The sequence below is a fragment of the Ruegeria sp. AD2(2025) genome (assembly GCF_056542385.1).
Genome location: NZ_JBQFZS010000004.1, coordinates 142,706 through 156,503, shown reverse-complemented (window position 1 = coordinate 156,503; position 13,798 = coordinate 142,706). Strand labels below are relative to the sequence as shown.

Below are 13,798 nucleotides of genomic sequence, written 5' to 3'. Positions count from 1 at the left end.
TTCCCCTGCACACGTGCCGGGAACCTAACCGATTTGGCCAACGCCCCCCTTGACTCAGGTCAATGCCCGGCCCGCGAGGTGATCAAGATAGGCCCGCGTCGCATCCTGCACCCGGCGGAAGCGATCACCGCCCAGTTTCTTGCCGCCATACCAGCGGGTTACGATGATGACGTGATCGGACAGTTCGGCGCGCTCCATCATCCGCAGGATCACCATCGCCGCGCCGGCCTCGCCATCATCGGCTTTCAGCGCACCGGTCGGCAAGACGGCGGCCCAGGTATTATGGGTCGCCTTCGCGTAAGCCTTGTCAGATTTCAGCGCGGCCAGAACCGCATCCACCTCGGCCCGGCTGGTGGCGCGCGCGCCTGTCACGGCATATTTCGAGCCGCGATCGCTCAGCACCACGCCCAGTTGAGTGAGTTCGGGCATTATCGCAGTCCCAACTGACGGGCGGTCTGCAGAACCGCCTCGACCCGTTTGGCGTTGGGCGGGTGTGTAGCCAGAAAGCGATCCCCGGGATCCGGGATGCGCTGAAAGAAATTCATGCCGGTCAGCGGATTATACCCTGCCGAATAGGTGATAACCGTGCCCAGCCGGTCCGCTTCCAGCTCGAACTCTCGGGAATAGGTCTGCGCGCCGACCTTGGCGCCCAGTTCCTGCGCCCGCTCGACCCCGGCCGCATCCTGCCCCTGATTGCGGGCCAGTTCGCCAAAGATGCGGGCGCTGTCCTTGGCGTTCTGGGCCTGCCGGGCGATGTGGCCCAGAATGTGATGCGCCGCCTCATGCCCCATGACAAAGGCCAGCTCGTCCGCGTTCTGCGCCGAGCGGATCATCGGTTGGGTGAAAATGATCAATGGACGGCCATCCTCGTCCACGGTCTGAAACGCATTTGCCGGGGCGCGGGGGTCGAGATCGACCAGTATGACAAAATCGCAATTGGCCGAACGCGCCCGGCGGCGGCACTCCCGACCCGCCGCCTCGCCAACCGCGCGGCTGACTTGTTCAAAGCTGCGGGCGGTGGCCTTCTGGTCGGATGACGATGGCTGCCACCTCTCGGCCGGAACGGCAACCAGCGAGGGGGGCTCGCACGCCGCCAGCAACAACACCAGCATCAGGGCAAGACGGCGCATTCGGGTTCCTTTCAGTCACTTTGACCGCGGGCAACCATAGCGCGGCTTATCCGAGGGAGCCATATTGGATTCCGTCCCTGCCGGGTTGCATTACGGCCTCGTGATCGGCACTCTGCGGATATGTTTTCAATCGAACACGAATTCGACTCGACGGTCATTACGCTGGTGGATGAAGGCCCCAAGCCTTTGCAGGAAGATATTGTGATCAACAGCTTCGCCGAATGCGTCACCATTGAGCAACTGGATCCCCGCACCGATCAGGTTCAGAAAATCACCCTGTCACCCGAACAGGTGCGCGACCTGGCCGCCGCGCTTGACCTGCCCGAAGGCGTCTATCAGATTCGCGAGACCGACGGCCCAAGGGAATAATCCCGCTGCCCCACCCGGACCCCTGATCCCAGACAGCATTTCCGATTGAATTTGTCACCCTTTCGGGGGCAGTTTGCCCTTGAAAGAGGACGGCAGGTCTCCGACATACAGACTGCCTATGTGAAGGAAGTTAACATATGTCTCTTAAGAACCAAGCCGCGCTGGATTTCCTGCACGCGCGCCGCTCGCGCCCGGCCAAGACACTGGTGGCCCCTGCCCCGACCCGGGACGAGTTGGTGCCGCTGCTCACCGCCGCCGCACGCAGCCCGGATCACGCCAAGCTGGAACCCTGGCGGTTTATCGTGATCGAAAAGGGCGCCATGCCACGTCTGGCCGAGCTGACCGAAAGCCGCGGTCAGGCGTTGGGCAAACCCGCGGAAGAGATCGCCAAGGCCCGCAGTCAGTTCGACATGGGACATCTGGCGGTTGCGGTGATCGAGGTACAGAAGCCCTCGGAAAAGGTGCCCGCGATTGAACAGACCTACTCGGCCGGGGCGGCCTGCCTGGGCCTGCTGAATGCGGCCTTGGCGGCGGGCTGGGGGGCCAACTGGCTGTCCGGCTGGCAGGCCCATGATCGCGCGTTCTGCCGGGATGCGCTGGGTTTGGCCGAGAACGAGCGCATCGTCGGCTTTGTTCACATTGCAACCGAGGGCAAAGCCCCGCCCGAACGCCCGCGCCCCGATGTTGCTGCGCTGACCCAATGGGTTTCCGAATGATCATCATCCAGTCCTTCCTGCAGGCACTGGGCCAGATCGGAGACCCCCGGTTCCGCAAGGTTCTGCTTCTGGGTGTCGGTCTGACCTTCGCCCTGCTGGTGGCGGCCTATGCTGGGTTCTTGTGGCTGATCAACGCCTTGGTCGGCGAACAGGCCACCTTGCCGATATTGGGTGAAGTGACGTGGCTGAACGACCTGCTCAGCGTGTCGTCGTTCCTGCTTATGATGGTGCTGTCGGTGTTTCTGATGGTGCCTGTCGCATCGGCCATTACCTCGATGTTTCTGGACGAAGTGGCGCAGGCGGTCGAGGATAAGCACTATCCCGGCCTGCCCCCCGCCCAGCGCATTCCCTTCGGCGACGCGTTGCGCGACACGCTTAGTTTTCTGGGCGTGCTGATCGTGGCGAACCTACTGGCGCTGATCCTCTATGCGTTTTTCACACCGTTTGCGCTGTTTATTTTCTGGGGCATGAACGGTTTTCTGCTGGGGCGAGAGTATTTCACCCTCGCCGCCATGCGCCGGTTAGGGCGCGAGGGCGCACGAAAGCTGAGGGCCAAACACAGCATGACGATCTGGGCCGCAGGGATCCTGATGGCCGTTCCGTTATCGGTGCCGCTGGTGAACCTGCTGATCCCGATCCTCGGGGCCGCGACCTTCACCCATATCTATCACGGTCTGTCCGGGAAGCGGACCTAGGCGCTATTCCCGCGGCTCCAACTGGTTCAGCCAGTCGAAATCCCGCACCGAGATCACGCCCGAGATGATGATCCCAGCAATAATCGCCCACAAGATCACCGTGATACCGGTGGTGATCCAGAGCTTTTTCTTCATGTGATGCACTTCCGGCGCGCCCGCATGGGTGCCCGGAACGATATCACCCAGATCGCCCTGCGTCTTGATCCGCACCGGCAGCACGACCAGCAGGGTCAAGAACCAAATGACTGCAAACAAAACCAGCGCGGCCGTGATCGTCATCTGCGTCAGACCTGTTCCAGTTCAACAAGGCAACCGTTGAAGTCCTTGGGGTGTAGGAACAGAACCGGCTTGCCGTGCGCGCCGATCTTGGGCTCTCCGGTTCCCAGAACGCGCGCACCGGTCTCTTTCAGGTGGTCGCGCGCGGCGATGATATCCTCGACCTCATAGCAGACGTGGTGGATGCCCCCGGCGGGGTTCTTTTCCAGAAATCCGTTGATCGGGCTGTTCTCGCCCAAAGGATACAGCAGTTCGATCTTGGTGTTGGGCAGTTCGATGAACACGACGGTAACCCCGTGATCGGGCTCGTCCTGCGGCGCGCCGACCTTGGCACCCAAGGCGTTGCGATACTGGGCCGAGGCGGCTTCGAGGTCCGGTACTGCGATGGCAACGTGGTTCAGGCGACCGATCATCAAACTCTCCTTCCGTTCTGCGTTGCAGCGGTTATGGGGGCTGACCGGTGAAAGGGCAAGTGCGCCAAAACGCGCGTTAACCCTGTATTAGCCGGAAGTTCCTAGCGTGAAGCATCTGCTAATCAGGAGTTCTGCCATGGACGATTCGGGACCTTTCGCCCCTCAGACGCTTGCCACCAAGATGCGGCCGCTGCTGGGCCAGACGATCCTTGTGGTCGAAGACAGCCGCTATGCCTGCGACGCAATAAGACTGATGTGCCTACACAGTGGCGCGCGTATCCGGCGGGCGGATTGCCTGCAATCAGCGCGACGGCATCTGCAGATCTACCGCCCCTCGGTCCTGATTGTCGATATGGGGTTGCCGGATGGATCAGGGGCCGATCTGATTGCCGAACTCACCCGTGCGGTGCCGCGTATCGGCGTTATTCTGGGGCTGTCGGGTGACGATAACGCCAGATCGACCGCAATGCGTGCCGGGGCAGACGGTTTCTTGGCAAAACCACTCAGCTCGGTCGCTTATTTCCAGAAAACCATCCTCGAACTCTTGCCCGAAGACCGCCGCCCCGGCGGGCTCGAGGCCGTGCGGGATGAGGTCGTCCACCCCGATCCGCTGGCCTATCAGGATGACATGGCCCATATCGCCGACCTGCTGACCGGCCCGACCGATCAGCGCACATTCGACTACGTGGCGCAATTTCTGCAAAGCGTGGCGCGGGATGCGCAGGACACGGTGCTGGCCGACGCTGCGCGGCAGCTTGCCCAATCGCGGGTGCACGGCGCGCCAATGACGGCGCAGGCGGCACGGGTCGCCGGGCTGGTGCAAGAGCGACTGGAACGGCAGGAGGCGATCTGAGATGCTGACCGCCTATTTCGTGACGGCAGGCCTTCTGTGCATCTGGGCTTATCGTCAGACACGTCTGACGGCCAAAAGCATCCGCAGCAACCGTCGGGACATCGCAAACCCGTTGGGGTGATCGCTGCGGTTGCCCCAAACGAAAACCGCCCGCACAAGGCGGGCGGTTTCGATCAGTCTTGCGGGATCAGACGCAGGCCCAGCTCCATCAACTGATCCGAGGTCGGATCAGAGGGCGCGTCCATCATCAGATCCTCGGCGCGCTGGTTCATCGGGAACATCATGACCTCGCGGATGTTGGCCTCATCCGCCAGCAGCATCACGATCCGGTCGATCCCCGCAGCACAGCCCCCGTGCGGCGGCGCGCCATAATGGAAGGCGCTGAACAACGCACCAAAGCGGGATTTCACCTCGTCCTCGCCGTAGCCCGCCAGTTCAAAGGCCTTCAGCATGATCTCGGGCTTGTGGTTCCGGATCGCGCCCGAGACCAGCTCATACCCGTTACAGGCCAGATCATACTGATACCCGCGCACGTCCAGAGGATCGCCCTGCAGCGCCTCCATCCCGCCCTGCGGCATCGAGAACGGGTTGTGTTCAAAGTCAATCGCGCCGGTTTCCTCGTCCTGTTCGTAGATCGGGAAATCCACGATCCAGGCAAAGGCGAAGCGGTCTTTCTCAGTCAGGCCCAATTCCTCGCCAATCACGTCGCGCGCTTTGCCAGCCACCTTTTCAAAGGCTTTCGGTTTGCCACCCAGGAAGAACGCCGCATCACCCACATCCAGGCCCAGTTGCTGGCGGATCGCCTCGGTACGCTCAGGCCCGATATTCTTGGCCAGCGGTCCCGCGGCCTCTCGCCCTTCGCCCTGATCGCGCCAGAAGATATAACCCATCCCGGGCAGCCCCTCTTTCTGGGCAAAGGCGTTCATGCGGTCGCAGAACTTGCGGCTGCCACCGCTCGGCGCTGGGATGGCACGGATTTCGGTGCCGTCCTGCTCCAACAGCTTCGCGAAAATCGCGAAGCCACTATCGCGGAAGTGGTCGGAGACCACTTGCATTTTAATAGGATTCCGCAGGTCGGGCTTGTCGGTGCCGTACCACAGGGCCGAGTCCCTATAGGAAATCTGCGGCCATTCCTGATCGACTTCGCGACCACCACCGAACTCTTCGAATACGCCGGTCAGAACGGGTTGGATCGTGTCGAACACGTCCTGCTGTTCGACAAACGACATCTCCATGTCGAGCTGGTAGAAATCGGTGGGCGAGCGGTCAGCCCGCGGGTCTTCATCGCGGAAGCACGGCGCGATCTGGAAATACTTGTCGAAGCCCGACACCATGATCAGTTGCTTGAACTGCTGCGGGGCCTGCGGCAGCGCATAGAACTTACCCGGATGCAGGCGCGACGGCACCAAGAAGTCGCGCGCGCCTTCCGGCGACGAGGCCGTGATAATCGGCGTTTGATACTCGCGGAACCCCTGATCCCACATGCGTTTACGCATGGATGCCACAACGTCCGAACGCAGGGTCATGTTCTGCTGCATCGCCTCACGGCGCAGGTCCAGATAGCGATAGCGCAGGCGGGTTTCCTCGGGGTATTCCTGATCGCCGAACACCATCAGCGGCAGTTCATCGGCTGCGCCCAAGACTTCCAATTCCCGCACATAAACCTCGATCTCGCCAGTGGGCAGTTTCGGGTTCACCAGTTCGGGGTCGCGCGCTTTGACCGTTCCGTCGATGCGGATACACCATTCCGAGCGCACTTTCTCGAGCTCGGCAAAGGCGGCGCTGTCACCGTCGCACAGAACCTGCGTCACGCCGAAATGGTCACGCAGGTCGATGAACAGCACGCCGCCGTGATCTCGGACACGATGCACCCAGCCGGACAGGCGGACGGTTTCACCGACATTGGCGGCGGTCAGAGCGGCGCAGGTGTGGCTGCGATAGGCGTGCATGAAAATATCCCTTCGGGCGCAGAATTCGTCGCGCCGATACACCCTGTCAGGCTTGGAAAGTCAAGGCAGGTCGGGCGGTCAGAACGGTCTTTGCACGTTGCCGGAATAGAAATAGACGCCCAGACCGGCAGCAAAGATGATATTGCCCGCAATCGCATGCAGCAGAACCGCGTACAGGAACGACCCGCGCTGGCGATAGGCCCATGCAAACAGCAACCCTCCGGCGAAGGTCATCGCAGCGACGATCCAGCTCCAGTACATCAGATGCGCCAGCGAAAACAGCGTTGCATTCCAGAGATATGCAGACCGCCCGTCGGGCAGGATCGCATGGTAGCGGCGGAAGAACAGGGTGCGAAACAGCAGCTCTTGCGGCAGGGCCGAGGCCAGCGGGTAGCCGATCCAGATGAACGCCAGTAACTCGGGTCGGTGTTTCAGCAGCCCAAAGGCCGCATCGGGCCGCGCGTTCAGCACAAGCGCCGAACAGAAACCCGCCATCGCAATCGTGAACAGCAAGACCTCGGCCCAGGACCAGTTGCGCCAGCCATAGCGTAGCTCGGCCCAGGAAAACCCGGGCGTATTGTGCAGTAGGACAATACCCAGCCCGGTGAACGCAAAGAGCGCGGGAAACATCCAGTCCGGCGGGAACAGCACCGCGATCAGAACGGGGACGGCGATGTAGAACAGCCCGAATTCCATCCTCAGCCGCTGCACCTGTGCAGGGCGCGCGGCCCAGTCGCTTTGTCTGCTCACGGTGTTACAAGCTCCGCCCGGATCAGTCCCCGCAGGGAGTTGCCGATATGGATGGTTTGCGCGTTTTGCAGGTCGGTCAAGGTCAGTACGGTTTCAATCGCGGCTTTCTGATCCAGCATCTCTTGCCGCAGGACCCCGGGCAGAACGCCGCTGGACAGCGTGGGCGTCAGGCGGCGGCCATCGGGCATATCAAGAAACAGGTTGGTGATCGTGCCTTCGCACAGCTCATCCCGTTCATTCAGGAACAGCAGTTCATCCACAGCTTCGGGCAAAGCCGCCCGCGCTTTATCATAGACCACGCGGCGGGTGGTTTTGTGGCGCAGCCAGATATCCGACGACGATAAACGCTGTTCCGCCACGCTTACGCGCCAGAGCGACGGGTTCGCCGCGAGTGCTCCGGTGGTCAGCGCGAAACCGCCGCCTGTGTCCAGCGTCAGGCGGCAGCGCAGCGGGGCATCGCCCGAGGCCGCGTGCAATACCGTCAGCGCCGCAGCCCGGTCGAAGGCAATGCCAAATGTCCGGGCAGAACGCGCCATACGCGCCAGATGGCTGTCCAGCCGCACAAATCCTTGCCCCGACCGAAAAGCAAGCGTTTCAATCAGGCGGAAATTAGGGTCAGCTGGTGGGCGAAGCGGGCTTTCCATAGCGCCTCCTCATATTCCGATGGGGCGGTGCTGTCCCAGACCAGCCCGCCGCCCACGTTCAGGGTCGCCTTGCCGTCTTCGACCATGAGGGTGCGGATGGCCACGTTGAACTCGGACCGCCCGTCCGGCGCGGCCCAGCCGATGGTGCCGCAATAGACGTCGCGGGGCCACGGCTCCAGCTCCGACAGAATTTCCATCGCGCGAATTTTCGGCGCGCCGGTGATTGAGCCGCAGGGGAACAGCGCCGTCAGGATATCCGACAGCCCCACCCCAAGGTGCAACTGCGCCTGCACCAGCGAGACCATCTGGTGAACGGTGGCATAGGATTCCACCTTGAACAGTTCCGGCACCTTGACCGACCCGGCCAGCGCGACGCGGCTGATATCATTGCGCAGCAGGTCGACGATCATCAGGTTCTCGGCCCGGTTCTTTTCGTCCGTGGTCAGAAATGCACGGCGGCGTTCATCCTCGACCGGATCTTCGCTGCGCGGCTGGGTGCCCTTCATCGGGCGGGTTTCGATCCGGCCCCCGGCATCGGTGCGGAAGAACAGCTCGGGCGAGCGGCTCAGCAGGTCGGGCAGCCCGTCTTGTTCGACCAGCGCACCATGACCAACGGGCTGGCCCGCAGCCAGCGCGGCATACAGCGCGGCGCTGTCGCCGGTGACTTCGAGGTCGATGGGGAAGGTCAGATTCGCCTGATAGATATCGCCCGCACTGATGGCGTCATGCACCTTGCGGAAGGCGTCCGTATAACGCGCCTCGTCCCAACGGGGCTGAAACGCGGTCACGCCACCGGTATCGGCAGACAGTCCAACGCGGTCGGGCGCATCGAACACGCCAAAGCACAGCAGCGGCAACCGACGCCCCTCGGGCAGGCGCTCCGCCAGACGCGGCTCCAGCACATAGCCCAGCTCATAGCTTGCATATCCCGCCAGCCATGCGCCATCCACGCGCGCCTGATCCAGCGCCGCCAGGGCCTGGGGCACCTCATCCGCGGTGTCCGCGCGGATGATCTGAGAGGGACGGTCAAACCGGGTACCACGCCCGGCTGGTCCTTGATCGAAACGAATACGCAAGTGCATCCTCATTTGCCGTGCTGCGCGATATAGAGGATACGCCAGCAGGGGAAAGGGGGGAAAGCGGCAATTTCACCCTTGTTTCCGATACCTCTTGCACCTTTTCGCGCGGTCCCTATAACGCAGGACAATTTGGGCGCTGGGGCGGTGCCCTGACTCGCGGACAATCGAAGGAACGTGGCCATGCCGAGAAGAACCGACATCCAGTCGATCATGATCATCGGGGCGGGGCCCATTGTTATCGGTCAGGCCTGCGAGTTCGACTATTCCGGTGCTCAGGCCTGTAAGGCGCTGCGCGAGGAAGGCTACCGGGTCATTCTGGTCAACTCGAACCCCGCGACGATCATGACCGATCCGGGTCTGGCAGATGCCACCTATATCGAGCCGATCACCCCCGAAGTGGTCGCTAAGATCATCGAGAAAGAGCGCCCCGATGCCCTGCTGCCAACCATGGGTGGTCAGACTGGCTTGAATACATCGCTCGCGTTGGAAGAGATGGGCGTGCTTGACAAGTTCGGTGTCGAGATGATCGGCGCCAAGCGCGACGCCATCGAAATGGCCGAAGACCGCGCCCTGTTCCGTGAGGCGATGGACCGGTTGGGTATCGAAAACCCCAAGGCCGAGATTGTGACCGCCCCCAAGGATGAAGACGGCAAAAAAGACCTCGACGCGGGTGTCGCGTTGGCTCTGGACACGCTTGAAACCGTGGGCCTGCCAGCCATCATCCGCCCTGCCTTTACGTTGGGCGGTACTGGCGGCGGAGTGGCCTATAACCGCGAAGATTATATCCATATTTGCCGCTCGGGCATGGATGCCTCACCCGTTGGTCAGATCCTGATCGACGAAAGCCTGCTGGGCTGGAAGGAATACGAGATGGAGGTGGTGCGCGACACCGCCGACAACGCCATCATCGTCTGTTCTATCGAGAACGTGGACCCAATGGGCGTGCACACGGGTGACTCGATCACCGTGGCCCCTGCCCTGACGCTGACCGATAAAGAATACCAGATCATGCGCAATCACTCGATTGCCGTGCTGCGCGAGATTGGCGTCGAAACTGGTGGATCGAACGTGCAGTGGGCGATCAACCCCGTCGATGGCCGCATGGTCGTGATCGAGATGAACCCGCGCGTGTCGCGCTCGTCCGCGCTGGCGTCCAAAGCGACCGGTTTCCCGATCGCCAAGATCGCAGCGAAACTGGCCGTGGGTTATACGCTGGATGAGCTGGACAATGACATCACCAAGGTCACGCCCGCCAGCTTTGAGCCGACCATCGACTATGTCGTGACAAAAATTCCGAAATTCGCCTTTGAGAAATTCCCCGGCTCGGAACCCTACCTGACCACCGCGATGAAATCGGTGGGAGAGGCCATGTCCATCGGCCGCACCATTCACGAATCGATGCAAAAGGCGCTGGCCTCGATGGAATCGGGTCTGACCGGCTTTGATGAGATCGAAATCCCCGGCCTGAATGTCGGTGTTTGGGACGAAGCCGACGACAAGGCCGCCGTGATCAAGGCGATCAGCCAGCAGACGCCGGACCGGTTGCGCACCATCGCGCAGGCGATGCGTCATGGTCTGACTGACGACGAAATCTTCGGCGTCACCAAGTTCGACCCGTGGTTCCTAGCCCGCATTCGCGAGATCATCGAGGCCGAGCGTCAGGTCCGCAAAGACGGTCTGCCGATGACCGAAGAAGGCATCCGCAGGCTAAAAATGCTGGGCTTCACCGATGCGCGTCTTGGCAACCTGACCGGTCGCGACGAAGCCAACGTCCGCCGCGCCCGCCGCAATCTGGGCGTCAATGCAGTCTTTAAACGCATCGACACCTGCGCCGCCGAATTTGAGGCACAGACGCCATATATGTACTCGACCTATGAAGCGCCGATGATGGGTGAGGTCGAGTGCGAGGCGCGCCCGAGCGACCGCAAGAAGGTCGTCATCCTCGGCGGTGGCCCGAACCGGATCGGTCAGGGCATCGAGTTCGATTATTGCTGTTGTCACGCCTGTTTCGCGCTGACCGATGCCGGGTATGAGACCATCATGGTCAACTGCAACCCCGAGACCGTCAGCACCGACTACGACACCTCGGACCGTCTGTATTTCGAGCCGCTGACCTTTGAGCACGTCATGGAAATCCTGACCACCGAGCAGGAAAACGGCACCCTGCACGGCGTCATCGTTCAGTTCGGCGGCCAGACCCCGCTGAAACTGGCCCACGCGCTCGAGAACGAAGGCATCCCGATCCTCGGCACCACGCCCGACGCGATTGATCTGGCCGAAGACCGCGAACGGTTCCAGGCGCTGGTCAACGAGTTGGGCCTGAAACAGCCCAAGAACGGCATCGCCTCGACCGATGAGCAAGCACTGGAGATTGCCGAAGAGATCGGCTTTCCGCTGGTCATCCGTCCCTCATACGTGCTGGGCGGACGTGCGATGGAAATCGTCCGCGATATGGACCAGCTGAAACGCTATATCGCCGAGGCGGTGGTGGTTTCAGGTGATAGCCCTGTGCTGCTTGACAGCTATCTGTCCGGCGCGGTTGAGCTGGATGTCGATGCGCTCAGCGACGGAACGGATGTGCATGTCGCAGGCATCATGCAGCATATCGAAGAGGCGGGCGTGCATTCGGGCGACTCGGCCTGTTCGCTGCCGCCCTATTCGCTCAGCCCCGAAATTCTGGCGCAGATCGAGGATCAGGCGCATAAACTGGCCCGCGCGCTGAACGTGGTCGGCTTGATGAACGTACAGTTCGCGGTCAAGGATGACGAGATCTATCTGATCGAGGTCAACCCCCGCGCCAGCCGCACCGTTCCCTTCGTGGCCAAGGCCACCGACAGCGCCATCGCCTCGATCGCCGCGCGGGTGATGGCGGGCGAGCCGCTGTCGAACTTCCCGCAGCGTCCCGCCTACAACAAGGAACAGGACCACAAGGTCGTTGACCAGATGACACTGGCCGATCCGAACATGCCGTGGTTCTCGGTGAAAGAGGCCGTGCTGCCCTTTGCCCGCTTCCCCGGCGTCGATACGATCCTCGGCCCCGAGATGCGCTCGACCGGTGAGGTGATGGGCTGGGATCACGACTTCCCGCGCGCCTTCCTCAAGGCGCAGATGGGGGCTGGCATGGTGCTGCCCGCGACCGGTCGTGCCTTTGTGTCGATCAAGGATGCCGACAAGGGGCCCGCAATGCTCGAGGCCGCGCAGACGTTGTCGGCGCAAGGCTTCTCGCTGGTGGCCACACGCGGCACCCAAAGCTGGCTGGCGGCGCAAGGCGTGGCCTGTGATGTGGTCAACAAGGTCTACGAGGGCCGCCCGGATGTGGTCGACATGCTGAAGGACGGCCAGGTGCAACTGGTGATGAACACCACCGAGGGCGCGCAGGCGGTCGAGGACAGCAAGGCCATCCGGTCCATCGCGCTGTATGACAAGATCCCCTATTTCACCACGGCTGCCGGGTCCCACGCGGCAGCGCTCGCCATCAGGGCGCAGGCCGAGGGAGAGGTTGAGGTTCAGTCCCTACAGGGCTGATCCGAAAGCAAAACGAGACAAGCCCCGGTCGCTGACCGGGGCTTTTTTGTGTCGTCGACGAAGCCCCTTCTGGCGTCGGGAAAACCGGCAGACTTCGCACTCAGGGCAAGCGTCGACCGGCATGGGGCTCAACCTATAAAAACGTCACGCCCACAGGGTTGCATTCCCTTAGGTCAAGACACCTTGATCAAAACCCACCGGGACTGCATTTTGTGCAGATCATGAAATCAGGACCCGCCATGTATACTCCTGCCATCACCGGAACCGGTGTCTATACACCCGAAAACGTCATCACCAACGCCGAGTTGGTTGAGGCCTTCAACGCCTATGCCGACCGGGTCAACGCCGAGAACGCCGACGCGATTGCGGCAGGCCAGATGGAGCCGTTGCAGCATTCCTCGGAAGAGTTCATCGTCAAGGCGTCGGGGATCGAGAACCGGTTCGTGATGGACAAGACCGGCGTACTGGACCCTGAAATCATGCATCCATCGCTGCGACAGCGCCGCGATGACGAGCCGGGGATCATGACCGAAATGGCAGTGGATGCCTGCCGCAAGGCGCTGGCGCAGGCCGGACGGTCGGCGGACGAGGTCGATCTGGTAATCTGTGCCGCTTCGAACCATGAACGCGCCTATCCGGCGATTGCGATTGAAATACAGGATGCGCTGGGGATCGATGGGTTCGGGTTCGACATGAACGTCGCCTGTTCGTCGGCCACGTTCGGCATTCAGGCGGCGGCGGATATGGTGCGCTCAGGCTCGGTCCGGGCGGCGCTGGTGGTCAACCCCGAGATCTGCTCGGGCCATCTGGAATGGCGCGACCGCGATTGCCATTTCATCTTCGGCGATGTGGCGACCGCAACGCTGGTGGAACGTCTGGACGACGCCAAGGGCCCGCATTTCGAGATCGTCTCGACCCGATGCGCCACCGCGTTTTCCAACAATATCCGCAATAATAACGGCTTTCTGCGCCGGTCCCGCCCCGATGGAGTCGTCGACCGCCGCGACATGCAGTTCATGCAGAACGGGCGCAAGGTGTTCAAAGAGGTCCTGCCGATGGTCAGCAAGCATATCAGCGACCACATGGATGCCGAAGGCGTGGCGAGCAGCGATCTGAAACGCCTATGGCTGCATCAGGCCAACAAGACGATGAACGATTTCATCGGCAAGAAGGTTCTGGGCCGCGAACCCGAGCCGGGCGAGCAGCCCAACATCCTGCAGGACTATGCCAACACGTCGTCGGCGGGGTCGATTATCGCCTTTTCGAAACACTCCGATGATCTGAGCGACGGCGATGTCGGGTTGATCTGTTCGTTCGGAGCGGGCTACTCGGTGGGCTCGGTGATTGTCAAACGGCACGGATGACCGCTTTCTCAAGCTTTCTTCAGACAGCCTAAACC

14 protein-coding genes are annotated in these 13,798 nt (G+C 61.8%); 6 read left to right on the top strand and 8 right to left on the bottom strand.

Features of this window, described 5'->3' with window-relative positions:
- Positions 1-54: 54 nt before the first annotated feature.
- Positions 55-429, bottom strand: a complete 375-nt coding sequence (locus ACR1XV_RS10385; protein WP_480530973.1) for a YigZ family protein — start codon at positions 427-429, stop codon at positions 55-57.
- Positions 429-1,130, bottom strand: coding sequence for a M48 family metallopeptidase (locus ACR1XV_RS10380; RefSeq protein WP_480530971.1), 702 nt, complete (start codon positions 1,128-1,130; stop codon positions 429-431). The genes ACR1XV_RS10385 and ACR1XV_RS10380 overlap by 1 nt, the downstream gene beginning before the upstream one ends.
- Positions 1,131-1,250: 120 nt before the next feature.
- On the opposite strand from ACR1XV_RS10380, the gene ACR1XV_RS10375 reads away from it, so the two are divergent.
- From ACR1XV_RS10375 to ACR1XV_RS10365, 3 genes are all read left to right on the top strand, one after another.
- Positions 1,251-1,499 carry a hypothetical protein gene (locus ACR1XV_RS10375; RefSeq protein ID WP_480530969.1) on the top strand — a complete coding sequence of 83 codons (249 nt, stop codon included), beginning with the start codon at positions 1,251-1,253 and terminating at the stop codon, positions 1,497-1,499.
- A gap of 137 nt (positions 1,500-1,636) precedes the next feature.
- The gene (locus tag ACR1XV_RS10370; RefSeq protein ID WP_480530967.1) at positions 1,637-2,215 is read left to right on the top strand and encodes a nitroreductase family protein; all 579 of its coding nucleotides are present in this window, start codon (positions 1,637-1,639) and stop codon (positions 2,213-2,215) included.
- Positions 2,212-2,910: an EI24 domain-containing protein gene (locus ACR1XV_RS10365; protein WP_480530965.1), complete on the top strand. Its 699-nt coding sequence runs from the start codon at positions 2,212-2,214 to the stop codon at positions 2,908-2,910. The genes ACR1XV_RS10370 and ACR1XV_RS10365 overlap by 4 nt, the downstream gene beginning before the upstream one ends.
- Before the next feature lie 3 nt (positions 2,911-2,913).
- Here ACR1XV_RS10365 and ACR1XV_RS10360 read toward each other — a convergent pair whose 3' ends face one another.
- Together ACR1XV_RS10360 and mce are read right to left on the bottom strand one after the other, a co-directional pair.
- Positions 2,914-3,189 carry a DUF1467 family protein gene (locus ACR1XV_RS10360; protein WP_480530963.1) on the bottom strand — a complete coding sequence of 92 codons (276 nt, stop codon included), beginning with the start codon at positions 3,187-3,189 and terminating at the stop codon, positions 2,914-2,916.
- A 5-nt stretch (positions 3,190-3,194) separates the two neighbouring features.
- Complete coding sequence (mce, locus tag ACR1XV_RS10355) at positions 3,195-3,599, bottom strand: methylmalonyl-CoA epimerase (protein ID WP_480530961.1); 405 nt, start codon at positions 3,597-3,599, stop codon at positions 3,195-3,197.
- Positions 3,600-3,735: 136 nt separating this feature from the next.
- Between mce and ACR1XV_RS10350 the strand changes: the two genes are divergently transcribed.
- Complete coding sequence (locus ACR1XV_RS10350; protein ID WP_480530959.1) at positions 3,736-4,452, top strand: response regulator; 717 nt, start codon at positions 3,736-3,738, stop codon at positions 4,450-4,452.
- A 173-nt stretch (positions 4,453-4,625) separates the two neighbouring features.
- Here ACR1XV_RS10350 and aspS read toward each other — a convergent pair whose 3' ends face one another.
- The 4 genes from aspS to ACR1XV_RS10330 form a co-directional block, all read right to left on the bottom strand.
- Entirely contained in the window at positions 4,626-6,401 is a 1,776-nt protein-coding gene (gene aspS, locus ACR1XV_RS10345) for an aspartate--tRNA ligase (RefSeq protein ID WP_480530957.1), read from the bottom strand.
- Between the two features lie 78 nt (positions 6,402-6,479).
- The gene (locus ACR1XV_RS10340; RefSeq protein ID WP_480530955.1) at positions 6,480-7,151 is read right to left on the bottom strand and encodes a CPBP family intramembrane glutamic endopeptidase; all 672 of its coding nucleotides are present in this window, start codon (positions 7,149-7,151) and stop codon (positions 6,480-6,482) included.
- Positions 7,148-7,795, bottom strand: coding sequence for an aminotransferase class IV family protein (locus ACR1XV_RS10335; RefSeq protein WP_480530953.1), 648 nt, complete (start codon positions 7,793-7,795; stop codon positions 7,148-7,150). Before ACR1XV_RS10335 ends, ACR1XV_RS10340 begins: the two co-directional genes overlap by 4 nt.
- On the bottom strand, positions 7,750-8,877 hold the full coding sequence (locus tag ACR1XV_RS10330; RefSeq protein WP_480531461.1) for an aminodeoxychorismate synthase component I: 1,128 nt from the start codon (positions 8,875-8,877) through the stop codon (positions 7,750-7,752). The genes ACR1XV_RS10335 and ACR1XV_RS10330 overlap by 46 nt, the downstream gene beginning before the upstream one ends.
- A gap of 177 nt (positions 8,878-9,054) precedes the next feature.
- Between ACR1XV_RS10330 and carB the strand changes: the two genes are divergently transcribed.
- Both carB and ACR1XV_RS10320 read left to right on the top strand, forming a co-directional pair.
- The gene (carB, locus tag ACR1XV_RS10325; protein ID WP_480530951.1) at positions 9,055-12,399 is read left to right on the top strand and encodes a carbamoyl-phosphate synthase large subunit; all 3,345 of its coding nucleotides are present in this window, start codon (positions 9,055-9,057) and stop codon (positions 12,397-12,399) included.
- 239 nt (positions 12,400-12,638) lie between these two features.
- A complete protein-coding gene (locus ACR1XV_RS10320; RefSeq protein ID WP_480530949.1) occupies positions 12,639-13,763 on the top strand; it encodes a beta-ketoacyl-ACP synthase III in 1,125 nt (374 codons plus the stop codon).
- Positions 13,764-13,798 lie beyond the last annotated feature (35 nt).